17 protein-coding genes and 1 pseudogene are annotated in these 22,888 nt (G+C 58.0%); 9 read left to right on the top strand and 9 right to left on the bottom strand.

From position 1 onward, the window contains the following. The 3 genes and pseudogenes from ACM6IK_RS07510 to ACM6IK_RS07500 all read right to left on the bottom strand — a co-directional run. A pseudogene (locus tag ACM6IK_RS07510) lies at positions 1 to 180 on the bottom strand (putative sulfate exporter family transporter); the annotation flags it as partial. Then, complete coding sequence (locus ACM6IK_RS07505) at positions 177 to 344, bottom strand: hypothetical protein (RefSeq protein WP_414873798.1); 168 nt, start codon at positions 342 to 344, stop codon at positions 177 to 179. The pseudogene ACM6IK_RS07510 and the gene ACM6IK_RS07505, both read right to left, overlap by 4 nt. Before the next feature lie 92 nt (positions 345 to 436). Then, entirely contained in the window at positions 437 to 1,768 is a 1,332-nt protein-coding gene (locus ACM6IK_RS07500; RefSeq protein ID WP_414873797.1) for an MFS transporter, read from the bottom strand. A gap of 255 nt (positions 1,769 to 2,023) precedes the next feature. Here ACM6IK_RS07500 and ACM6IK_RS07495 point away from each other — a divergent pair, with 255 nt between their 5' ends. Both ACM6IK_RS07495 and ACM6IK_RS07490 read left to right on the top strand, forming a co-directional pair. After that, positions 2,024 to 3,061 (top strand): AraC family transcriptional regulator, encoded by a 1,038-nt coding sequence (locus tag ACM6IK_RS07495; protein ID WP_414873796.1) that lies wholly within the window; start codon positions 2,024 to 2,026, stop codon positions 3,059 to 3,061. 352 nt (positions 3,062 to 3,413) lie between these two features. Further along, the gene (locus ACM6IK_RS07490; protein ID WP_414873795.1) at positions 3,414 to 4,274 is read left to right on the top strand and encodes a TauD/TfdA dioxygenase family protein; all 861 of its coding nucleotides are present in this window, start codon (positions 3,414 to 3,416) and stop codon (positions 4,272 to 4,274) included. A 141-nt stretch (positions 4,275 to 4,415) separates the two neighbouring features. Here ACM6IK_RS07490 and ACM6IK_RS07485 read toward each other — a convergent pair whose 3' ends face one another. Next, complete coding sequence (locus ACM6IK_RS07485; protein ID WP_414873794.1) at positions 4,416 to 4,646, bottom strand: hypothetical protein; 231 nt, start codon at positions 4,644 to 4,646, stop codon at positions 4,416 to 4,418. A gap of 381 nt (positions 4,647 to 5,027) precedes the next feature. Here ACM6IK_RS07485 and ACM6IK_RS07480 point away from each other — a divergent pair, with 381 nt between their 5' ends. Beyond that, a complete protein-coding gene (locus ACM6IK_RS07480; protein WP_414873793.1) occupies positions 5,028 to 6,350 on the top strand; it encodes a DUF1329 domain-containing protein in 1,323 nt (440 codons plus the stop codon). 176 nt (positions 6,351 to 6,526) lie between these two features. Here ACM6IK_RS07480 and ACM6IK_RS07475 read toward each other — a convergent pair whose 3' ends face one another. From ACM6IK_RS07475 to ACM6IK_RS07460, 4 genes are all read right to left on the bottom strand, one after another. Next, positions 6,527 to 6,826, bottom strand: coding sequence for a hypothetical protein (locus tag ACM6IK_RS07475; RefSeq protein WP_414873792.1), 300 nt, complete (start codon positions 6,824 to 6,826; stop codon positions 6,527 to 6,529). 45 nt (positions 6,827 to 6,871) lie between these two features. Further along, a complete protein-coding gene (locus ACM6IK_RS07470) occupies positions 6,872 to 7,903 on the bottom strand; it encodes a hypothetical protein (protein ID WP_414873791.1) in 1,032 nt (343 codons plus the stop codon). Continuing rightward, positions 7,870 to 8,379, bottom strand: a complete 510-nt coding sequence (locus ACM6IK_RS07465; protein ID WP_414873790.1) for a response regulator — start codon at positions 8,377 to 8,379, stop codon at positions 7,870 to 7,872. The genes ACM6IK_RS07470 and ACM6IK_RS07465 overlap by 34 nt, the downstream gene beginning before the upstream one ends. Positions 8,380 to 8,583: 204 nt before the next feature. Further along, on the bottom strand, positions 8,584 to 9,225 hold the full coding sequence (locus ACM6IK_RS07460) for a response regulator (RefSeq protein ID WP_414873789.1): 642 nt from the start codon (positions 9,223 to 9,225) through the stop codon (positions 8,584 to 8,586). Positions 9,226 to 9,622: 397 nt separating this feature from the next. Here ACM6IK_RS07460 and ACM6IK_RS07455 point away from each other — a divergent pair, with 397 nt between their 5' ends. The 5 genes from ACM6IK_RS07455 to ACM6IK_RS07435 all read left to right on the top strand — a co-directional run bounded on the left by ACM6IK_RS07455 (position 9,623) and on the right by ACM6IK_RS07435 (position 20,397). Then, positions 9,623 to 14,479 carry a HAMP domain-containing protein gene (locus ACM6IK_RS07455; RefSeq protein ID WP_414873788.1) on the top strand — a complete coding sequence of 1,619 codons (4,857 nt, stop codon included), beginning with the start codon at positions 9,623 to 9,625 and terminating at the stop codon, positions 14,477 to 14,479. 49 nt (positions 14,480 to 14,528) lie between these two features. After that, the gene (locus ACM6IK_RS07450) at positions 14,529 to 15,662 is read left to right on the top strand and encodes a response regulator (RefSeq protein WP_414873787.1); all 1,134 of its coding nucleotides are present in this window, start codon (positions 14,529 to 14,531) and stop codon (positions 15,660 to 15,662) included. A gap of 287 nt (positions 15,663 to 15,949) precedes the next feature. Continuing rightward, complete coding sequence (locus ACM6IK_RS07445; protein WP_414873786.1) at positions 15,950 to 18,778, top strand: multicopper oxidase domain-containing protein; 2,829 nt, start codon at positions 15,950 to 15,952, stop codon at positions 18,776 to 18,778. A gap of 677 nt (positions 18,779 to 19,455) precedes the next feature. Continuing rightward, entirely contained in the window at positions 19,456 to 20,109 is a 654-nt protein-coding gene (locus tag ACM6IK_RS07440; protein WP_414873785.1) for a hypothetical protein, read from the top strand. Positions 20,110 to 20,190: 81 nt separating this feature from the next. After that, positions 20,191 to 20,397, top strand: coding sequence for a co-regulatory protein PtrA N-terminal domain-containing protein (locus ACM6IK_RS07435; protein WP_414873784.1), 207 nt, complete (start codon positions 20,191 to 20,193; stop codon positions 20,395 to 20,397). 131 nt (positions 20,398 to 20,528) lie between these two features. Here the strand turns inward: ACM6IK_RS07435 and ACM6IK_RS07430 are convergent, their stop codons facing one another. Beyond that, positions 20,529 to 21,059, bottom strand: coding sequence for a nucleotidyltransferase family protein (locus ACM6IK_RS07430; protein ID WP_414873783.1), 531 nt, complete (start codon positions 21,057 to 21,059; stop codon positions 20,529 to 20,531). A gap of 254 nt (positions 21,060 to 21,313) precedes the next feature. On the opposite strand from ACM6IK_RS07430, the gene ACM6IK_RS07425 reads away from it, so the two are divergent. Continuing rightward, complete coding sequence (locus ACM6IK_RS07425) at positions 21,314 to 22,651, top strand: MFS transporter (protein ID WP_414873782.1); 1,338 nt, start codon at positions 21,314 to 21,316, stop codon at positions 22,649 to 22,651. Positions 22,652 to 22,888 lie beyond the last annotated feature (237 nt).

Below are 22,888 nucleotides of genomic sequence, written 5' to 3'. Positions count from 1 at the left end.
GGGGCCGTCATCGGCGAGAAAATTCAGGGCCATACCCAGCAACAAGGCGAACAACATGACCGGTGCGCCGTAGTGCTCGGACAAAAACGACGCGGCGGCGGCCACAATCAGGCTGACAATAAATCCCGGAGCCAATTCGCGCGTGCGGGTCTGGATACGGGTGAGAGCAATGGCACTCATGGCGCGGATTCCTCAGAAAGGGTGGCAATGAACGCCTGGCCGTCGATGATCTCGACCGGGTAGTTATTGACGGTGAGTGGGGTGAAAGTGAGCAGATAGCCGCTCTGTACAGGACCCCCGGCCTGCGGTTTTTTGCCGGCAGGCACTGGAGTGCGCGGGGTCATGCCGGTTGCCGCTCGCGATCACTTTCGTTCGCCGGTGAGGCAATCGGCCACGACTGCTGACTCGATGCTGCAAGAGCGACGTAACCGACGTCTCACAACTTCACCTCTAACGCGGCGCCACCAATGGGGCTGGTGACGCTCTCACCCTGTAGCCGGGCAATATCTTTTTGGTAATGACACTTGGCATAAAAGAACACCGCCGCCGCCGCGAGGCTGACCAGGGGTACCAATTGAAACGCCGCATGCAGGCCGATCAGGTCGGACACCCGGCCAGTCAGGAACGGCCCGGGTGCCAGCCCCAGCAGGTTATTGGCCAGGGTCAGCGTGGCGAACGCCGTGCCGTGCACCGAGTAATGGGTCAGGTTGGCCACCATCGCTCCGCTAGGGCCGGTGGTGCCCGTGGCAATCAGCATGCCCAGGCAGATCAGCAGCAGTTGCACAGGACCTGCCTGTAACGAGAACGCTGCCGACAGCAACAGGCAACTGCCCAGGCAAAACGCGATGGCCAGGCTGACCTTGCGCTCCGGCGAATGCCGACACAGCCGATCACTCAACATGCCGCACAGAATCATCCCCACACCGCTACACAACACGATGAGCGCCGCCATACCGCCGGCCTTGTCCGTCGGCATGTCGTAGTAGCGGTTGAGGTAGCTGGGAATCCACACCATGACCGTTCCGCCGACGAACAACTGCAAACCGCTGGCGATGTAAGTCGCCACCACCGAACGGCTGGACCAGAGCGTGCGCAGCGGACGCTTGACCGCGGCAGCCGTCTTGTTCGCGATCTGCGCGGCACGCTGTGGAGCAATCCGTGCTTCCTTGACGATGAGCGGATAGAACACGGCAAGCACCAGACCAAACAATGCCATGCCGGCGAACGACCAGCGCCAGCCCAGCTTGGCGGCAATCGCACCGCCCAGGGCCATGCCCAGCACAGCGCCGAACAAGCCGCCGGCCATGAAGGCACTTGCGAGGGTGGCGCGCATGTGTTTAGGAAACACCGAAATCACCACCGCAATGCCCACGCTGCCGTAGGCGGCTTCGCCGACGCCGACCATGAACCGGGCGATAAACATCTGCTGGTAGTCCTGCGCCAGCGCGCAACCCAGGGTCGCCACGCTCCACAGCAGCGCCATCAATGCCAGGCTCTTGACCCGGCCGAAGCGGTCGGCCATCAACGACAGGGGAAACGTCAGCAGTCCGACCATCAGGGCAACGATGCCGCTGAGCAAACCCAGCTGTCCGTCACTCAACGCCCACTCACTTTTGAGCAGCGGGAATACCGCGTTCAGTACCTGACGCGACATGTAATCGGAAATCAACAGGCCGAACGTCAAGGCAAAGACGATCCAGGCATATTGGCGCGCAACGCCGACGCAGCCTGCGTCGTCATCGTCTGCGGCGATTGGGTGAAAGGCCATGCAGCCTCCTCAATGTCTTTGTTTTATTGTTGTTATCAAGCGTGTAGCCGCTACGGCTAACGAAAGTGACTTCAATGCCCACACGCGTGAGCATCCCCATGACCAAGGGCCGTGCTGTTGAACCGCAGTAGGTTCTAGCGCGTATCCATTACCTTCCGCTCTCTATTTTCAGAAGCCTGAAGGTAGCTCTGACGGCGCGTCCTGCACTAAGCTTCGCAGGACACAATCTTGCGAAATTGGGACACGAGGGAAATCATGTATACCCTGACGCGCAGTGCCAGCCTCACCAACTATGAGCAGATTGCCCGTTCAGTGGGGCTCGATCCTTTTCGTATGCTGCGGATGGCCAAGCTGCCGGCCAGTGCCCTCGACGATCCGAATATCATGATCAGTAGCGACTCGGTCGGGTGGCTGCTGGAGGAGTCAGCCCGATTGTCCGGTCAGGAAGCTTTCGGCCTGCTGCTCGCCGAAAGGAGACACCTTTCCAACTTTGGCATGCTGGCGCTGCTTATCCGCGAAGAGCCAACACTGCGCGCCGCCTTGCAATCTTGCTTTCGCTATACGCGACTGCATAACGCCGGTGTGCAATTGTGGCTTGAGGATGTGGGCGATCTGACCCTGCTGCATGTGGGTGTGAACATGCAGGGCCATCATGGCGTCTGGCGCCAGGCGATTGAACAAGCAACCGGAATTATCCTGCGCACGTTGTGCATTCTGAGCGGCTATACCTTCCGGCCGGTAAGGGTCAGTTTTACTCACGAGCCCCCCTCCAACCTTGAAGTACACCACCGTGTGTTGGGAACCGCGATCGAGTTCTCTCAGGAATTCAATGCCATCGTTTGCCGCGTGCGCGATTTGGATATGGCCATACCTGAGGCGGACCCGGCGCTGCATCGCGAAGTGAAGCGATCGCTGGACATGCAGTTGGCTAACCTGCGCGACGAGCCGACGCAGCGGGTACGCCAGATCGTCAAGATGCTGCTGCCAAGCGGACTGTGTTCTGTCGATGCGGTTGCCCAGCATCTTGGCATGCATCGACGCACCCTTAACCGACACCTGGCAACTGAGGGTGAGAGTGTCACAACGATCATCAACGCTGTACGGGCTGAACTCGCCGAAGAGTATCTGGCCAACAGCAAACGCCGATTATATGAGGTGGCCGAACTGCTCGGTTTTTCCTCGGCCGGTGATTTTTCACGCTGGTTCCGCAGCCAGTTTGGCAAGACACCTTCGGCTTGGGCCGCCTCCTACAGAGAGAGCAAGGCGACACCCGAGCCCCTATCGCCTGAATAAGATAGAACGAGAGGTTCGGGTGGCCGACTCACTAGCCTGCTGGCTGGGCACCTTGCCTGAACCTGTCACATCTTCGACGTATCTGACGTTACCCATTGCGCCGCAACTCACTTGCAGCGTCCCAACACGCCAACAAATTGTCCCGCAATGCACAGGTTATCACTCTCGGTCCAATTAATATCGACTGCGGCCGCCGCTCTGCTGATAGGGCTAGAAAGATCTGCGGATACACGAATCCCCCCTGCGCACCCGAACAGTTTGGATCAACAATAACAAGCGCCGCCGTAAAAAGAGGCATGACTACACCTGCCCCGCCCACGGTCCGGCCAAGAACCATCGAAATGGAGACGCCATGCGAGTCGAACAACTGACCTGCGCCATCGGCGCGGAACTGCACAATGTGAATCTTGGCGACGCAGTGCGCGATGACGGTTTGTTCAACGAAGTTTATGCAGCGCTATTGAAATACAAGGTGCTATTCCTGCGCGACCAGGATCTGGACAAGCTCTCACGCAAGGACCACGAAGCATTTGCCATGCGTCTCGGCCAGCTTGAAACCCATCCGATGCTGCCCAGCCACCCGCAAGCCCCCGGCCTCGTGCAAATCTACAAGACTCCAGAGAATCCGGCGGATCGCTACGAGAATGCCTGGCACTGCGATGCCACCTGGCGTGAATCGCCTCCGATGGGCGCGGTCCTGCGTTGCATCGAATGCCCACCTACCGGTGGCGACACCATGTGGGCCAACATGGTGCTGGCCTATGACAGCCTGCCAACAGATGTGAAGCAGGAAATCGACAGCTTGATTGCCAACCACAGCTTCAATTCATCCTTCGCCGCCGCCATGCCGAAGGAAAAGCGCTTGGCCATGAAGGCGCAATACCCGGATGCCGAGCATCCGGTTGTGCGTACCCATCCCGAAACTGGCGAGAAAGTGCTATTCGTCAATGCCTACGCTACGCATTTTGTGAATTACCACAGCCAGGGACGTGTCCGTGTCGGCCAGGACTACAACCAAAAAGGCGTTGACCTGCTGAAGTACCTGATCAGCCAGGCCTACAACCCCGAGTACCAGGTCCGTTGGCGCTGGAAGAAAAACAGTGTGGCGATATGGGATAACCGCTGCACCCAGCACTATGCAGTGATGGACTATCCGCCTTGCCATCGCAAGATGGAGCGCGCGGCCATTATCGGCGACAGACCTTACAGATAAGTAAACGGCCCAAAGCACAGGGACGCTTCTGAGCGGCGCCCTTGAGTCGCTTGCGGCCCTTCGATCTACACAGCATTCAAACAGGTAGTGGGTCTGGATGCGGCTCAACCAGCCCCCCACTTTTCAACGACGTTGAACGTATCAGTCGTCGTTGTCATCGCGATCGCGGTAGCGACGGTGATTGCGATCGTAGTCACGACGATCATAGTCACGGTCATAACCTCGATCATCGTCCCTTCTTTGGTCGTAGCCACGTCGATGATCATGATCGTGATATCGACCGTACCTTTCTCCGTCATCCCAGTGCGGGCCGCAGCCTCCCAACAAGACGGCGCTGGAAATGGCCACGATCAACATTACTGCGCGATTCATATGAACGTCCTAAGCGTCAGAGGTATGGAATGGTTACAACTATGACCATTCAGTAACTCAATGATTCCTCAGGGAAATGTAAACAAGTGATGGTCACTCCCGGCTACCGCGCCCTCGAACGCATCAGATTGGTTGTGCGCAAGAGAACTGGCTCGTGATGCCGGTGTGCAATCTGCCTCAGGCAACCACAGCCACCCTGCCCGCGCAGACAGCCTGGGTCTGTCATGAATAGCCAAGGGACTGTCGTCAAATGAAAAGCACTTCCGGATCGCGGGCCTTTTAATGGAGGCTCTGAAAAAGCCTCTGGCGATTGAGCCGACGGATGTGACCGCTGTGCCTGAGTCACGAGTCGCCTGGTCCGCCCGGCAGGAGAATAACAATATGAAATTCGTGAAGAGCCTTCTGGCTGCCGTACCCCTCATGGCGCTGGCCATCGATGCCCAGGCCTATGTATCGAACCAGGAAGCCGCTCGGCTGGGCACCAGCCTGACGTGGGTGGGTGCCGAAAAGGCCGGTAATGCCGATGGCTCCATCCCGCCCTACAACGGTGGCCTGACCACTGCCCCTTCCAGTTTCAAGACCGGCGACAGTATGCGCCCGGACCCCTTTGCCCACGAAAAACCACTGCTGGTGATCAACGGCAAGAACGTCGAGTCGTACAAAGGCATGCTGACCGCCACCACCGTAGCGTTGGCCAGGCGTTACCCCGGTTTTCGCATCGATGTGTATCCGACCCACCGCACTGCATCGCTCCCGCAGGCGGTACTGGACAATAGCCGCAGGAATGCCACTGCCGCCAGGTCCCTCAACGGCGGGATCGCCATCGACAATGTGATGCCCGGCGTGCCGTTCCCGATCCCGCAATCAGGCGCTGAAGCGATGTGGAACTTCCTGCTGCGCTACCAGGGTGTCAACATCCATTCCAAGTACGACTCCTGGAGCGTCGACACGGCGGGCGTACCGAGCCTGGCGGTCACCGGCGAGGCATTCGTCTCCTTCCCGATTTACGAGAACATGTCCAAGCCCTTCAACAGCTCCGACATTTACTATCAGTTGAAACTGTCCTATACCGGCCCCGCGCGCCGGGCCGGCGAGTCGATCATGCTCAAGAACGCCACCAACCCGACGCAGTTTCCTGGCCGGGCCTGGCAGTACATGCCTGCCCAGCGCCGCGTCAAACAGATTTCGATCCTGGCCTACGACACCCCCAACCCCGGTACCGCCCGAGCACTGGAGCTGTACGACTGGACGCTGGTCGGCAAGCAGGAAATGATCGTGCCCTACAACACCTACAAACTGACCTACGCTCGCGATGCCAAATCGCTGACCACGCCAAATTTCATTGCGCCGGACTTCGTACGCTGGGAAAAACACCGGGTCTACGTCGTGGAAGGCAACCTCAAGCCCGGGGCAAACCACATCTACCAGAAGCGCCGCTTTTACCTGGATGAAGACACCTGGGCCGCTGTGGCCTCCGATCAGTACGACACCAGTGGCCAGCTATACCGTGGCTCCTTCGCGTTCTTCAGCCAGAGCTATGACCAACAGGTCCCGGACGCCACCCCTTTCATGACGTACGACCTGTCGAAAGGCACCTATAACATCAATGGCGTGGTGGGCCCTCATGGCGGCATCCGCTATATCGAGCCGTTATCGACGGCGCAGTGGGTGCCAGAGTCCATGGCGGGCACCGGTATTCGCTAGGGCGGTGATCCGACCGATAAATCACAAAGCCCCGGTTCAAAAAAACCAGGGCTTGAGATGTCGGCTGGGCCGGGGCTGAGGGCCTGAGCCCGTTTCAGCGCCTGACCGGCGGGATTTTCCTGCCGGTCGACGATAGTGAAATATCAGTTACCCGCAGTCGTCAAGGAGACAGGCATCTATCGCTTACCCTTCATGTAGACGACGGAAAGATAAGCCCCCCACAGAACACCACACAGGGCAAGCAAGAGCTCCGGATTGAAAATGTTCTGTTCGGCCGGCGCCACCAGGATTTCGCTATAAAGGCACAAGGCGCCCGCGATCAACGCTAGAAAGTATCCGGTCCGGGTTCTGGTCCGGCGCAGCAACAGAACGTTTTTCAGCCCTTCGTCTTTCCATTCTTGAGGGGGTATGCAATGGATCTCTTCCAGCAGCACCACACCCCACAGCAACGCGCACAACCAATAGCCTATCATCATGATTTCCTCCCGTTATTACATTGATTCAACATGAAAAACATTAATTCAACATGAATGCAGCGCGCACTCCGCACTCAACTTACGATCGTTTCCAGCGTCTTTTCTGACTTGTACAATGTTGCCCTCATATGCATTTTCTGAAGCCTGTGAGAAAGTTCGAGCGGCTGCCAGGGGCGGCGATGCAGGACCACTGCCGGGGAGTCCGAGTGGAGCACGCCCGGTCTCGTTGCCAGTGGTCGCATCCCGCTGGACCACTTCAGCGGTGTCGAAGTCATACTCCCAGTGGCCGGCCTCATTCCACTTGTGGAGAAAGTAGGTATAAAACGGCACAAACAGTCCCTGGTCCGGCTCAGCGTATTGCAGCCCGAACACATACTCAGGCTGCTCCTTCATTTCACGACCGCTATGGCAATGCTGGACCCAGGCAAGATCGTCGAGAACGACAACCTTCCAGAACGGGTCGTGGTCGTAGAACTTCAGCGAAACTTTCTTGCCGCTTCTGCGGCACGCGCTCAGGAACGCAATGCTGGCGGCAAGTTCCTCCTGGAAGGTCGAGGTCGTAATGTTTTCCGCAAGTGAGTCGACTCGCTTGCGCGCCGCTACGCCGAGCGGATTGAGCAACATGACGCGGATTTCATACGCCGTCGTGAAAACCTCCTTCAACAGGCTATCCGGGGCAATCAGGGTTTCGTACCCCGTGAGCGAAAGGATCGAGGCGTCACGCGCCGCCGGTAAAGCGCGGACCAGATTGCGTTCCTGAAGGGTCGAAAGCCATCCCTTGCGCGGATGCCTGGTGAAGAGCAGTGAAGCCATCTTCGCGCTTGTCAGGCGATGGCGGTTGTCCCACGCGCGTTTGCACAGATAGAACAGAACCATCAAGGTCGAGGCCAGCACGATTTCTGTCGCCAACAGCAGATTCGCGTTCAGCTCCACGCGTGGCCACCATACATAGAGGATGTACCGCGCGGCATCCGGCGTGGCAAACGCGATGGCCATAGCGAGCAAGGTGATGACGCCGTGTGACGTGACGTGCCGCAGTACGGCTAGAAAGTCGTGTTCTTTGCTGATTGGTTCCATGGGGTACTGCTCCCATTTGATGATGATTGCCAGCAGGAAAAATCTTCCGGTAACAGGTACTTGGCTAAACGCTCCAACATGCGGCGCATGATGGCCAGTTCATGGTTCTTGTCGTAGAACGCGTAGGCACCCGCTTTTGTGAAGTACTTCCAATGTGCCGGAGCAGCGCAATTGCTGACCACTATGATTTTTGTCAGCGGATACTCCGCTGCGACCACACGCAATACTTCCATGCCCTGACCGTCGCCGAGGTTGACGTCCAGCAAGACGACATCGGGCGGTTCACGCCGGATGGCGACGATGGCGGCCGTTGCGCGGTGGAACACCCCGGCAAGTGACAGGCCAGCGATCCTTGGCGACAACGTGCGCCACAATGCTGGCACGACGTTCGAATCCTCAACGACAAACAGGCGCAAAGGGCCTGAATCTCTGGCTGGCATCAGTGCAGACAATGGTTCTGTGCTGGTGACCTGCATGATTTCACCTCTCATTTTTTGACATAGCTGTACAAGACGCTGACGAAGACAACTTCATTCAGCGGACGAAATCTGCGCAGGGGTAACTATGCTCAAGTAGAACGAAACCGACTATCGACGTTAGCAGGACTTCTTTGTGGAGATATCGGCCAAGAGCTTGTAGTGATTCCACTACAAGCAGGCTGGATCGGGTGACGGGGCGCTCTAACTCAACAGGCCGTTTTCGAGCGCATAGCGGGCCAGTTTCGCGTTGCTGTCCATCCCTGTTTTTTCCAGGATGCGTGCCCGGTACGTCGTGACGGTACTCGGGCTCAAGTGCAATATCTCAGCGATGCGGACAATTCGCTCGCCTGAAGCGAGGAGCTTCAGGACTTCAAGCTCCCGGTCGGATAGCGCTTCGTGGGGGGCCCCGTCGCCTCTGCCGATAGCATTGACCAGTTTTTCTGCCAGCTCAGGACTGACGTGCTTGCCGCCTGAGGCCACCTTGCGGACTGCCGCCACCAGGGTGGCTGCGGAAATATCCTTGGTGAGGTATCCCGCTGCGCCGTGCTTGATTGCGCGTAACGCATAGGCCTCGACCGAATGCATGCTCAACATCAGAATCGCGAGCTTGGGCTTCTCTGCACGCATGAGCTTGAGGAGTTGGAGGCCGGTTTTATCAGGCAGCTGAATATCGACCAGCGCCACGTCGAAATCCTGCTCCCGGACCAGGCGCATGGCGTCTTGTGCCGTCTCTGCTTCGCCCGTTACGTCGATCTCGCCGGCAGTCTCCAGCATGCGTCGCACGCCGTTACGCACGATGCTGTGATCATCCACCAGCAAGACTCTGATTTTTTGCTCAGTCATCTGTATTTTCCATTCGCACCCGCAAGGCCCTGGCCGTATCGTGTCTCGATGTACAGATGATGTTGAACCCGCCGGCACAGTGGCGCGTGCTCATGCATTCCACACTAATCCTGCGGCCAGTGGCCGGCAAGCCATGGAATCTGCTGCAAAGTTTGACGTTAGCAGGCCGGTAGCGCACTTGCACTTTTACCTCAGCCGTTAGCGCTCACTTTTCAGGAGTGCGGGTGCAAGCGGTTGGAATGGCCTGTTCCCGGCCAATTTCCCCAGGATCCGGGGCATTGCGCCAACCTTGCTAATATTTCGTAAGCCAACGCTCGGTTTTCAGCATGGTCAATACTGCAATGCCGGCTCCTGCATGACGCCTTGCGCGTGTCATCCATTTTCACTGGACATAGACATGGCCACAGTAACGACACCCATCGAAGCATTCGACATGAAGACGTTGCTGACAGCGCTGAAGGCGTTGCGCAACGGTGACTTCACCACGCGTATGCCGGATGACTGGACCGGCATGCCGGGCAAGATCGCCGACACGCTCAACGAGATCATCGACATGGCAGCCGATACTGCCACCGAATTCGAACGCGTGGCGCGACTGATCGGCAAGCAAGGCAAGGTCGATGAACGTATCGAGTTGCCGATGATGAAAGGCTCATGGCAAAAGATCGTCAACTCGAGCAATGCGCTCACCAGCGACCTCATCAGTCCGATGAACGAGATGATTCGCGTTATCGGTTCGGTTGCCGAGGGTAATCTGAGCCAGCAGGTACCACCGGTACTCGACGGCCTGAAACTGCGGGGCCAGTTCCTCAAGTCCGCCGGGATCGTGAACACCATGGTGACTCGACTGGGCTCCTTCGCTTCCGAGGTGACCCGCGTGGCGCGCGAAGTCGGCACTGAAGGGATTCTCGGTGGGCAGGCCGATGTCAAAGGGGTGTCCGGCACCTGGAAAGATCTCACTGACTCCGTCAACGACATGGCCGCCAACCTGACCACCCAGATGCGCAACATCGCTTACGTGACGACCGCGGTGGCCAAAGGCGATCTGGGCAAGACGATTACCGTCGAAGTCAGGGGTGAGATTCTCGAGCTGAAAAACACCATCAACACCATGGTCGGCCAGCTCTCGAGCTTCGCTGCGGAGGTGACCCGCGTGGCGCTGGAAGTCGGTACCGAAGGCAAGTTGGGCGGTCAGGCGGAAGTGCGCGGCGTATCAGGCACCTGGCGCGACCTGACCGAATCGGTCAACGGCATGGCGGCCAACCTGACCACCCAGGTACGCAACCTCGCACAGGTGACGACCGCGGTGGCACGCGGCGACCTCGGCAAGAAAATTACCGTTGAAGCCAAGGGCGAGATTCTCGAACTGAAAAACACTATCAATACGATGGTCGACCAACTCTCCAGTTTCGCCTCGGAGGTGACCCGCGTCGCGCTGGAAGTCGGTACGGAAGGCAAACTGGGCGGACAGGCCGAAGTGACCGGTGTGTCCGGTACCTGGAAGGACTTGACCAACTCGGTCAACGGCATGGCGGCCAACCTGACCACCCAGGTGCGCAACATCGCCGACGTGACGACGGCGGTGGCCAATGGCGATCTGTCGCGCAAGATCACAGCCGAAGCGCAAGGTGAAATTCTCCAGCTCAAGGAAACCATCAACACCATGGTGGACCAGCTCTCGACCTTTGCCGACGAAGTGACGCGCATGGCACGCGAAGTGGGAACTGACGGCAAACTGGGTGGTCAGGCCAAGGTAACGGGTGTCGGTGGGACCTGGAAAGATTTGACCGACTCGGTCAACAGCATGGCGGCCAACCTGACCAATCAGGTGCGCAACATCGCCGACGTGACGACAGCGGTGGCCAAAGGTGACCTGGGGCGCAAGATTACCGTGGAAGCCAAGGGTGAAATCATGGAGCTGAAAAACACCATCAACACCATGGTGGACCAGCTCAACAGCTTTGCCGCCGAAGTGACGCGGGTGGCGCGCGAAGTCGGCACCGAGGGAAAGCTCGGGGGACAGGCGCAGGTGCAAGGCGTGTCCGGCACCTGGAAGGATTTGACCGAAAACGTGAACTTCATGGCGGCCAACCTGACCAGCCAGGTGCGAGGCATCGCGAAAGTGGTGACCGCGGTAGCCAATGGCGACATGAAGAAGAAACTGACACTGCAAGCCAAGGGCGAAATCGCCGAACTGGCCGACACCATCAACGGTATGACCGATACGCTGGCGCTGTTCTCCGATCAGGTGACCTCAGTGGCGCGTGAAGTGGGCGTCGAGGGCAAGCTGGGCGGCCAGGCCAACGTACCGGGTGCTGCCGGCACCTGGCGCGATCTGACCGACAACGTGAACGGCCTGGCGGCCAACCTGACCAATCAGGTGCGCGCAATTGCCGATGTGGCGACTGCCGTGACCAAGGGCGATCTGACGCGTTACGTGGAGGTTGAAGCAAAGGGTGAAGTGGCGGAATTGAAGGACAACGTCAACGAAATGATCCGCAACTTGCGGGAAACCACGCGGCAAAACGCGGAACAGGATTGGCTCAAGAGCAATCTCGCGAAATTCAACCGTCTGCTGCAGGGTCAGCGCGATCTGGCGGCAGTCTCCAAGATGGTGCTGTCTGAACTGGCTCCGCTGATCAACGCCCAGCACGGTGTGTTCTACATGATGAACGAGAGCCCGCCCGATCCTGCGAAACTGAAACTGATGTCCGCTTATGCGTATAAGGGCAATATCAATGTGAACGATGAATGGCGGCTCGGCGAGGGCCTCGTCGGGCAATGCGCTTACGAGAAGCGGCGCATCCTGTTGACCGATGTACCTGCAAATTACGTCGTGATTTCATCGGGACTGGGTGCGGCCGCCCCGCTCAATATCATCGTGTTGCCGATCCTGTTCGAGAACAAGGTCAAGGCCGTCGTCGAAATGGCTTCGTTCACGCGCTACAGCATCATTCATCAAACCTTCCTCGATCAGCTTGCCGAGTCGATTGGTATCGTGCTCAACACGATCGAAGCCAACATGCGTACCGAAGGACTGCTCAAGCAGTCGCAATCGCTGGCGCACGAGCTGCAAAGGCAACAAGAAGAATTGAGACAGACCAACGAGGAACTGGAGGACAAGGCCAGACTGCTGGCGGAGCAGAAAGCCGAAGTCGAGCGCAAGAACCGCGAAGTCGAAATCACCAAGCTGTCGCTGGAGGAGAAGGCGGAGCAACTGATGCTGACCTCCAAGTACAAGTCCGAATTCCTCTCCAGTATGTCCCATGAACTCAGAACGCCATTGAACAGCTTGCTGATCCTGGCCCGGCAGCTCAGCGACAACGCGGAGCACAATCTCACGCCCAGGCAGGTCGAATATGCCAAGACCATCCGCAGCGCGGGCAAAGACCTGCTGGAGCTGATCGACGAGATTCTCTACCTGTCCAAGATCGAGTCAGGCACGGTCACACTGGATCTCAATGAAGCGCTGTTCGCCGATCTGCACGACCAGATCGAGCGCACCTTCCGGCCGGTCGCCGAAAGCCGAGGCCTGGACTTCACGATTGAACTGGCACCTACCCTGCCCCCCTTCATCTGGACCGACGAAAAGCGCCTGCTGCAGGTGGTCAAGAACCTGCTGTCCAACGCCTTCAAGTTCACCGAGCAAGGCAGCGTCAAGATCAGCATTGCACCCGCTGTGTCCGGATGGAGTGTGGATCACAGCGAACTCAATAGCGCCGATGCGGTGGTCGCCTTCGTGGTCACCGACACCGGCATTGGCATATCTGCCGACAAGCAGAAGCTCATCTTCGAGGCGTTCCAACAAGCAGATACCGGAACCTCACGGAAATACGGCGGCACCGGCCTCGGCCTGTCGATCAGCCGCGAGCTCGCACACCGGCTGGGCGGTGAACTGCGGCTGATCCCCGGTGAGATCGGCAACGGCAGTACTTTCGCGCTGTACGTGCCCTTGCGTACACCGGATGCCCAGCGTCAGATGCTGGACGAATCAGAGACAGTGCCAGGCCAAGTCAGGCGCGATCCCGTTTCAGACCCGTCTGTACAGATACTGGACGACCGCGAGTCTGTCCAACCCGGGGACCAGGTGCTGCTGATGCTCGAGGGCGACGCCCGATTTGCCAGCATTCTGCTCGAGGCCGCGCACCACGAAGGGTTCAGGGCTATCGTCACGACCCGTGGCGCGGATTCACTGGAGCTTGTCGAACGCTTCAAACCCGCCGCGATCACACTGGACCCGGGCCTGACGGACATCGATGGTTGGTCGCTACTCGAGCAGTTGAAGCGCAATTTCGCCACGCGTCACATCCCGGTCCAGATCATCTCGACCGCTGACGAACACACACGCGGGCTGCGCTATGGCGCTTTCGACTATCTGCTCAAGCCGGTCACCGCCGACGAGATTCAAAATGCGCTGGTCGGCATCGTGGCATTCGCTCGGCGCAAGACCAGGAATCTGCTGCTCGTCGACGGCGACGAAGGGAGCTGCGCCCGCATCCTCGATCTGCTCGGCAACACCGACGTGAAGATTGAAACGGCCGGCAGCGGCGCGCAAGCCTTGAAGAAACTGGCAACGAAACGCTACGACTGCATGGCAATCAATCTCGAATTGCCCGACGCATCCGGCATCAGGTTTCTCGAGGCGTTGCAGGAAGACCACGCCATGCGTGAATTGCCGATCGTCGTCTATGGTGCACAGACGCTGACCAGGCCGGAACAGGAGCGTTTCAGGGCACTGCTCGGCAAGGGCGTCATCAAGGCCGTTCAATCGCCCGAGCGCATACTCGACGAAACCGCGCTGTTTCTACACCGCGTCGTAGCCAGGCTGTCGCCGACCCAGCGCAGAATGCTGGAAAAACTCTATGAGGGTTCAGACAGTCTCGAAGGCAAAAAGGCCCTGGTGGTCGACGATGACGTGCGCAATATTTTTGCCCTGACCAGCGTGCTCGAGTGCAACAAAATGCTGGTGGCCACGGCCGAAAACGGCCGAACCGCCATAGAACTGCTGCAGCAGCAGCCCGATACCGACATCGTGCTGATGGACATCATGATGCCCGAGATGGATGGCTTTGAAACCATGCGCCAGATCCGTACATTCAAAAGATTTGAAACCCTGCCCATGATTGCGCTGACGGCCAAGGCGATGATGGGTGACCGTGAAAAGTGCCTCGAGGCAGGAGCATCGGACTATGTCAGCAAGCCGGTGGATACCGACCAACTGCTGTCACTGATGCGCAAATGGCTCTATCGATGACGCTGGACCGTGCTCATTGCGCGCCAGCGCAAACCGAAGTGACATAAATATGCAGCAGGAACCCCCGGTATTCAAAGAGAGAGCCCAGGTGCGCCAACCACTTGCGCCTGATGGCGTGCCTGCGTCCGTTTTGCTGGTGGATGACAATCCCGCCAAGCTTACGGCGCTCGCCGCGGTGATTGCCGACATGGGCCTGGATATTGCCACGGCGACTTCCGGGCGCGAGGCGCTGCGCCTGCTATTGCAGCGCGACTTCGCCGTCATTCTGCTCGACGTGAAAATGCCCGTGATGGACGGTTTTGAAACCGCGGCACTCATTCACGGCCGCCCGAAGTCGGCCCACACGCCCATCATCTTCGTCACGGCTGAGGCCGATACGGACTCCGAGCGTTTTCGCGGTTATACGTCCGGCGCAGTGGATTACATTTTCTCGCCGATTGTGGCCGAGGTTCTTCGCGCCAAGATCCGGGTGTTTGTCGACCTGTTCTACCTGCAGCGCAAACTGACGATGCAGGCCGAAGAATTGCTGCAATCGAAACTGCAGCTGCGCGAACTGGCCGCCTATCAGGAGCACATCAAGGAAGAAGAGCGAAAGCGCATCGCACGCGACATCCATGACGAGCTGGGACAGAGTCTGCTGGCGTTGCGAATCGATGTCTCCATGTTGCAGGCGCGCACCAGTACCCTGCACCCCAAACTCAACGAAAAGGCCAGCGATGCCCTGAATCACCTCGATACGGCCATCCGCAGTGTCCGCAGCATCATCAATGATCTTCGGCCGCCCGTACTCGATCTGGGATTGCAGGCAGCGATCGACTGGCAACTTGAAGAGTTCCGGCAGCGCAGCGCGATCGATTGCACGATGTCAGTGAAAGACGAGAATTTGCGTTGCGATCTGAACGAAAAATCCGCCACGACATTGTTTCGCATCGTGCAGGAATCGCTGTCCAATATTGCCCGGCACGCGCAAGCGACACAGGTGCATATCGAACTCTACACAGACAGTCACCGGCTTTACTTGCAGATCATAGACAATGGCGTCGGCATGACGGATCGCAAAAAAATGAACTCGTTCGGGTTGGTGGGGATGAAGGAGCGCATCAGCATGCTGGGCGGCGAATTCACGATCGACAGCGCACCGGACAAAGGAACGAGATTGACGATATCGCTGCCACTCGACTGATGTGGCCATTTCTCTCAGCCCGGACACTGCGCACGATCGCACCCGTTATTGGGGGATATTCCCCGTTATAGGGGGTATTCATCCTGGCTGCTCATACGTCTGCCTGAAGCCAGCAGGCAAGGGAAACGCGGCGTAGAGCCATTAGTCACTTTCTTTCACTTTTGGCAGGAAAGTTGCGTCGTCCTCATTCCGGCTCGAAATCAAACATTTCGCCAGCCGGGTCAGGAGCAGTGGTTCGTTGCCCACGCATTGCCACGCGCTCCGAGGAACCGTCAGAGGTGTTTGCGATGAAACTAGATGCCGGAAGGCTGAAACCTAGTCCATTGTCCAAAACCAGGCTGGCGCTAAGTATCTCTGCTGCCGCGATCATCCTCGGGCTGGGCTTGTCCCAGACCCAGGCAGTCCTCCTCGACAACACCGATCCACCGCCTCCTACCGACCCATCGGCGTTCACCAACCCGCCTGCCGACCCCGATGCCGCATTACGGGACTTGCTCAAGCTGCCTCCCGCAAACGTCGGGGCCTTCGACCTGCCTAATGGTGTGGTCGGTAACCGCCGGACCCCCTTGGTCGACAATGTGCTGCCACCCGATCTGCAACCCAGCTTCAATATCCCCACCAACGGTAATGCCAGCCCGGTGTTCGGGGCTCAACCGTTCACCCAGAAGCTTGAACTGTTCGAGGAATTCGGCTCGAACAAACTGGATGCGACTGACCCGCCATCACCCGTGCCGTTTCCGGTGCCGACGCTGGGCCCCGCACCGGCGCAAGATCCATTGAACGTGGCACGAAGCGGCCCGTCGCCGGATGCGCTGGATGCCTTTCTCAGGCAGCCGGCATTGACGCCCTTCCCGACCGAGTTCTCCAATGTACTGGACCGCAATCCCTGGAAGGCGCAGATCGAGCTTTTCCTCAATCGCCGGGTCGATTCGCCCGCAGAAGGCCGGCCACCGGGAAAAGGCTGGTCGCACCAGCGTTTCAATGAGTTTTTCCCGCGCGACGCCTTCAAGACGGTGCAAGCCGGCGCGCACGTCAACAGCGGTTTTCGTGATCGCATGCAACGGCATAACTACGCCGTAGGGGAATTTGCCCCAGGCGGGCTCTATCACAACACCAGCGGCAACCCGGCCAACGAGGGCACCACCAGGGGCATTCAAGTGCAGTTTCACGCAAACTTCCCTGTCCAGGACCACAATGCGTTGTGGACATTCGACGGCACCTTTCCGCCCAAACTGCTTTTAGTACGCTATGGCCAGGCGATGCTGATGCGTCATTACGATGCCTTGCCCATTGACCCGTCGGCCAACCGGGGTTTTGGCCTGCACACCCTCACCACCCATGAACACAACGGACATTCTCCCGCGGAAAGCGACGGCTTTACCAACGCGTTCTTCTTCCCTGGCCAGTACTACGACTATCGCTGGCCGATCCAGTTGGCCGGTTACGACACCATCAATACCAGTGCCGAGGACCCACGGGCGGCATTCCCGTGCGACCCCGGTGAAACCCTGTTCGTCAACGATGCCGCTCCGGGCCTCAAGACCTGTAACAACGGCACCATCAAGATCCGTGGCGACTGGCGTGAAACCATGAGCACCCACTGGTTCCACGACCACATGCTCGATTTCACCGCGCAGAATGTCTACAAGGGCAATGCCACGATGATGAACTACTACAGCGCCGTCGACCGTGGCAACGAGTCGATCGACGACGGGGTCAACCTGCGCTTGCCCAGCGGTTCGGCGCTGGGCTGGGGTAACCGCGACTATGACGTCAACCTGACGATCGCCGACAAGGCCTGGGACCAGACCGGCCAGTTGTGGTTCAACCCCTTCAACACCGACGGTTTTCTAGGTGACCAGATGCTGACCAACTGGGTGTACAAGCCCTTCCTGGATGTACGTGCCCGCCGCTACCGTTTGCGCATTCTCAACGGATCGGTTTCTCGCTTCTTCAAACTGGCGGTGGTGCGTCAGGTCAATGGTAATGGTGGCGAGTTTCCTGGCCCGAACGGCTCCGGGGTCTCATACAACCGGGTGCCGTTCCACATGATTGCCAACGACGGCAATATCATGGAGCACGCAGTACCGTTCGATGGCACCCTGGACCTCGATGGCGACGGCGACACACAGAACCACAATGCCATTCTGCCGATACTGGGCATTGCCGAACGCTATGACATCGTCGTCGACTTCGCGAAAAACGGCATCAACCCGGGCGACAAGATTTTCTTCGTCAACATCGAGGAGCATGAAGACGGCAAGCGTCCTAATCGCGACATTCCATTGGCCGACGTACTCTCCGGGAAGTACCTGCCCGAGGTCAGGCAAACCAGCCACGGGCCACAGTGGGTCAACGGTGACCCGGGCGTGGGCCTGTTCCTGCAACTGAACGTCCAGCCTTACACCGGCCAGGATGTCAGCATGAACCCGGTCGACTTCGAGCCCGCCAAGCCTGGCAAGCCCGAGGGCAAGGTCATGATCCCCCTGCCCTTGCACCCTGATGACCCTGCCGATATCGCCCGGCTTGCCCAGGCGCGGCACCGCACCTTTATCTTTGGCCGCTCCAATGGCACGGATTTCAAGCCCTGGACGATCAAGACCGATGGCGGCGAAGGCTTCGGCATGGACCCGCGCCGGATTTCAGCCGCGCCACAACTGGCCACTGGCCCGACACCGGCAGGGTTCAAGGGTGAAGGCACGCTGGAAATCTGGAAGATCGAGAACGGCGGCAATGGCTGGACTCACCCGGTGCATGTGCACTTCGAGGAAGGGATCATTCTCACTCGAGGTGGCAAACCACCACCCGAATGGGAAAAAGGGGCGCGCAAAGATATCTACCGTGTAGGCCGCGATTCCGAGAGCCTCGACAATGTCGAAATGGCCATACACATCCGTGAGTTTGCGGGTACCTACATGGAGCACTGCCACAACACACAGCATGAGGACACGGCGATGCTGCTGCGTTGGGACTCCGAGCACCCGGGCCAGTTCCAATTGATGCCCACACCCTTGCCCAGCTGGGACGGCGTGAAATTCGTGAACTCGGTTGCGTTACCGACATTCCGAACCGGAGATGGCGTCGGGCCACAGGTCGAGGTGAACAGAAATCCGTAAATAGCAACGGTAACGGAGGCAAAGGCTAGCGTCGTCTATAAACGGCTGTTTATGTCGTCAGCAAATGCAGAGGCAACTTTTTTGCTGAACATTCCCCTGTGGCTATTCCGCGAATTGGCTTTTTTCGAGGGGAAATGGCAGTGCCTTGACCTGGTTTGTTAACCCGGCCAAAGGCTTTTTTATGGCGGATTCACTCAAACTCCCCGAGTTCCTCCATGGAATCTGGAAAAAAAGACGAAAAAAACGCCGGGGCTCTCGTCTGCCTTCCGACTCGCCGCAAACCCTGTAATGGTGCAGGCTGCGCGATAAAAGATGGCAATGTGCAACTAGCCAGGGACACTGCCGTTGGTCAGCGAAATTGATCAAAAAATGAACGGATACGGTTTTTTCGTTCAGAATGCGCAGCAGGTGGCACGGGCTCTGATCCTCACCTGACCCCAGAAGCGGAAGTTAAACCTCATATGCGCCAAGTGCGGATGAGGTTTTTTATTACCTGAAAATGGAAATAATCGAATGACTGAAAGTTCATTCGCCAAACTCGCTTTTATCTTGACCGCGTCATGCCGCAAGATAATCCAATTGAAACGGCTGAATCATAACTTCCGTCAGCAACGGCAAACTCTAACCAAGCCGTCCTGAAAGTCAGGTTGATTCACTGTTTGTACAAAGAGGTAGTCATGGAACTTAGTATTCTTACTTCACCCGTCGGGGAATATTTGCGCTTGGGCGTTGTATATTTCCATCTTATCGCTTGCTGTGTGGCAATCGGGCTGGTTTTGACCAGTGACATTGCAATGGTCAAGCAACTCCTGAAGGGCGATGCATCAGGTCACCATGATGACGCGCACATGGACAGTCTGCAAAAAACCGTATCGCTTGCACTTGTAGCGCTGTGGATTACAGGCATTGCCATTGTCGGGATCGATTATGCCGGCAAGGGAATGGAGTATTTCCTCAATCCAAAATTGCAAGCCAAGATCGGCATCGTTGTGCTGTTGACCATTAACGGCTTCGTGTTGCATCGCGCTGTACTGCCGGCGCTGAAAAAAGCCGGTTCGTTACTGAAACTCTCCTTCAGCCTGCGCATGCTGGCGCTGTTCTCGGGGGCGTTCTCTGGCGTGTCGTGGTTCTATGCCGCCATGCTGGGTGTGGGTCGTCCGCTGGCCTGGAAGTACTCCCTGGTGGAGTTGCTGGCAGCCTATCCGGTGCTCATCGTCGGTGGGTTCGGGATGATGGTACTGCTCACCGTCTGGGCAAAAAACAAAGACGCCGAAACGCGCATGGAGCAAGGCTCCTGGGCTCCAGGAAACGCCGCCCTGGCTGGCTGGTGAACCCGGATTGAACAAGGATGTTCAGCCCTGACCCATGAATTGCGCTTTAACTGTTTAAAAGTCTCACTTGAGGATACCCAAATGAAATCCATGAAAGTTCTCTTCGTAGTCGCCGCTCTGACCGCTTCTTCTCTGGCGATGGCCACCGGTGGCGGTGACCGGACCGTCGCACGCATGGAGTCGGCCCGCTCAGTCTCGATGAAAGCCTTCCAGGTTGCCCAGAAACAGAAGGCTGAAGCCGCTGTCACTCAAAGCAAGGCCAAGGCAGCCGATCGCACCAACAGCTGATCTGTTGTGTTGAATCCACAGTCCAGGCAGCCCGTCTCCACGGGCTGCTTCGTTTACAGGCCGTCGTGGCACGCATTATCAGCTTTCATCTCCAATAAATCGCTTCATCGGTAAACGCCCCTCGCGCCAATTCAACGTTGCGTCTCTACGATCCTGAGCCAAGGCCAGCGAATCTGGTAACTGTTCGCCTTCTGGTCGAACAAGTCTGGCCTGGGGTTTTTTGGATTGATTCTGAGTAACCCATGCTCAGTGTCGGCCAGGCCGTTGGGTGCATAGACCTCGCCAGTTTCAATATCCAGACCCATGCAGGTACCGGCAATCAGGTAGCGATCGATCCCGTCGCTGGCCGACTGAAGCTTGGGATAATCCCCGCCAAACCGCTGGCTGTACCACAGGTGAACGCGGGCCTGATTCTTGAATTCAACGTTCACCTCGAGGTGGTTGAACAGATGCCGAGCGGATTGGATGACCTCGTTCTCGGCTTCCCACGACAGATCATCATCGAAGTAAAAGACGTCGTAATCCTTCACTCCCCACGCTGGCGGTCGCTGTGACTGATGGTTCCAGACGGCCTGGAACAGGCAACCGGCGGTGAGCATGCACTGGTTCAGACCGAGCCTGGGCAAGCGATCGGCAAGTTCTGCGTTTACTGGATTGGTCATTGCGATCCTGACCAGGCTTTCGACAGTCAATGTCATCTTCATCCCTTCTCAATCGATCGAGTCCTGGCGACCGACAATACCGCCAACACTTTACAAATACCGCCCTTTCTCACCCTCGGCCAATCTGGCGCGAATCATGCCTTATTCAACGGCACGAAGTCGGTACTGACTATGTGGATGACACTTTTGAAGTGAGCCGCCTCAGTGCCTGCCGCGATAATCGATAGCTTACTGACGAACGGTCGAGGTCAAGCATGACGAGCGCAACGATGGAACAAGTCAGCCCAAAAACGCTGAGAAGAGTGATTGTGGCTGCCGGCATCGGCAATTTCGTCGAGTGGTTCGACTTCGCCGTCTATGGCTTTCTGGCCACGACCATCGCCCAGCAATTTTTCCCCAGCGGCGATGCCAGTGCCGCGCTGCTCAAGACCTTTGCGGTATTCGCCGTGGCCTTTGCGTTTCGGCCCCTAGGCGGGATTTTCTTCGGCATGCTGGGCGACAGGATCGGCCGCAAGCGAACCCTGGCGATGACCATTCTGCTGATGGCCGGGGCGACGACCTTGATCGGTCTGCTGCCCACTTATGCGGCGATCGGAGTCATGGCGCCGATTCTTCTGTCCCTGATCCGTTGCGCCCAGGGCTTTTCCGCCGGGGGTGAATACGCCGGTGCCTGTGCCTACCTGATGGAGCATGCACCGAGTGATAAACGTGCCTGGTACGGCAGCTTCATTCCGGTGTCGACATTTTCCGCCTTCGCCGCGGCAGCCGTGGTGGCCTACGCACTCGAGGCGTCATTGTCAGCCGAAGCAATGGGCAGTTGGGGCTGGCGCCTGCCGTTCCTGATTGCCGCGCCCCTGGGCCTGGTGGGTCTTTACTTGCGCTGGAAGCTCGATGAGACACCGGCATTCCAGGCGGTGACCCAGGAACATGCAGTCGCACACTCCCCCCTCAAGGAAACCTTGCGCAACCATGGTGCGGCTATCGGCTGTCTGGGCGCTTTTGTGTCACTCACGGCATTGTCGTTTTATATGTTCACCACCTATTTCGCGACTTACTTGCAAGTCGCCGGTGGCCTGAGTCGCGCCACAGCGTTGCTGGTGTCGCTGATTGCATTGCTGTTCGCGGCGGCGATCTGCCCGCTGGCCGGGCTGTACTCGGACCGGGTCGGGCGTCGGGTTACGGTGATGACGACGTGCGCGCTGTTGATTGTGGTCGTGTACCCATCGTTCCTGATGGCCAGCTCCGGCTCGTTCGCAGCGTCCATCGTCGGCGTCATGCTCCTGGCGATTGGCGCGGTGTTGTGTGGCGTGGTGACGGCGGCCTTGCTCTCGGAAACCTTTCCTACCCGTACCCGATACACCGCCTCGGCGATCACCTACAACATGGCGTACACCCTTTTCGGCGGCACGGCACCGTTGGTGGCGACGTGGCTGATCAGCACCACCGGCAGCAACCTGTCGCCAGCGTTCTATCTGATCGCGGTTGCATTGCTCGCACTGGCGGGTGGGCTGGCATTGCCGGAGACTTCGAGGATTTCCCTGCATGACGTTGCGTCGCAGGAAAAAGGTGTAGGGGTGAGTGCATCCGCCTGAAACACCAAACAAGCCTGTCTTGAGCCTGGTGCTCATCTGTAGGAGCGAGCTTGCTCGCGAAGGTCGTCAACGATAACGCGTGCTCACTGGATAAACACCGCGCTCTTGAGTCCATCGCTGGCAAGCCAGCTCCTACACTGTAGGAGCGAGCCTGCTCGCGAAGGTCGTCAACGATAACGCGTGCTCACTGGATAAACACGGCGCTCTTGAGTCCATCGCGAGCAAGCTCGCTCCTAC

The sequence above is a fragment of the Pseudomonas sp. IT-196MI5 genome (genome assembly GCF_949767415.1).
GTDB lineage: Bacteria > Pseudomonadota > Gammaproteobacteria > Pseudomonadales > Pseudomonadaceae > Aquipseudomonas.
This window is presented reverse-complemented; position numbering and strand designations above follow the sequence as displayed.

Coding starts and splice junctions, on each gene's coding strand:
- ACM6IK_RS07465 (WP_414873790.1), bottom strand. CDS start 8,379: ATGCAGGTCACCAGCACAGAACCATTGTCTGCACTGATGCCAGCCAGA.
- ACM6IK_RS07440 (WP_414873785.1), top strand. CDS start 19,456: ATGGAACTTAGTATTCTTACTTCACCCGTCGGGGAATATTTGCGCTTG.
- ACM6IK_RS07470 (WP_414873791.1), bottom strand. CDS start 7,903: ATGGAACCAATCAGCAAAGAACACGACTTTCTAGCCGTACTGCGGCAC.
- ACM6IK_RS07500 (WP_414873797.1), bottom strand. CDS start 1,768: ATGGCCTTTCACCCAATCGCCGCAGACGATGACGACGCAGGCTGCGTC.
- ACM6IK_RS07490 (WP_414873795.1), top strand. CDS start 3,414: ATGCGAGTCGAACAACTGACCTGCGCCATCGGCGCGGAACTGCACAAT.
- ACM6IK_RS07485 (WP_414873794.1), bottom strand. CDS start 4,646: ATGAATCGCGCAGTAATGTTGATCGTGGCCATTTCCAGCGCCGTCTTG.
- ACM6IK_RS07480 (WP_414873793.1), top strand. CDS start 5,028: ATGAAATTCGTGAAGAGCCTTCTGGCTGCCGTACCCCTCATGGCGCTG.
- ACM6IK_RS07445 (WP_414873786.1), top strand. CDS start 15,950: ATGAAACTAGATGCCGGAAGGCTGAAACCTAGTCCATTGTCCAAAACC.
- ACM6IK_RS07455 (WP_414873788.1), top strand. CDS start 9,623: ATGGCCACAGTAACGACACCCATCGAAGCATTCGACATGAAGACGTTG.
- ACM6IK_RS07450 (WP_414873787.1), top strand. CDS start 14,529: ATGCAGCAGGAACCCCCGGTATTCAAAGAGAGAGCCCAGGTGCGCCAA.
- ACM6IK_RS07430 (WP_414873783.1), bottom strand. CDS start 21,059: ATGACCAATCCAGTAAACGCAGAACTTGCCGATCGCTTGCCCAGGCTC.
- ACM6IK_RS07505 (WP_414873798.1), bottom strand. CDS start 344: ATGACCCCGCGCACTCCAGTGCCTGCCGGCAAAAAACCGCAGGCCGGG.
- ACM6IK_RS07495 (WP_414873796.1), top strand. CDS start 2,024: ATGTATACCCTGACGCGCAGTGCCAGCCTCACCAACTATGAGCAGATT.
- ACM6IK_RS07425 (WP_414873782.1), top strand. CDS start 21,314: ATGACGAGCGCAACGATGGAACAAGTCAGCCCAAAAACGCTGAGAAGA.
- ACM6IK_RS07460 (WP_414873789.1), bottom strand. CDS start 9,225: ATGACTGAGCAAAAAATCAGAGTCTTGCTGGTGGATGATCACAGCATC.
- ACM6IK_RS07435 (WP_414873784.1), top strand. CDS start 20,191: ATGAAATCCATGAAAGTTCTCTTCGTAGTCGCCGCTCTGACCGCTTCT.
- ACM6IK_RS07475 (WP_414873792.1), bottom strand. CDS start 6,826: ATGATGATAGGCTATTGGTTGTGCGCGTTGCTGTGGGGTGTGGTGCTG.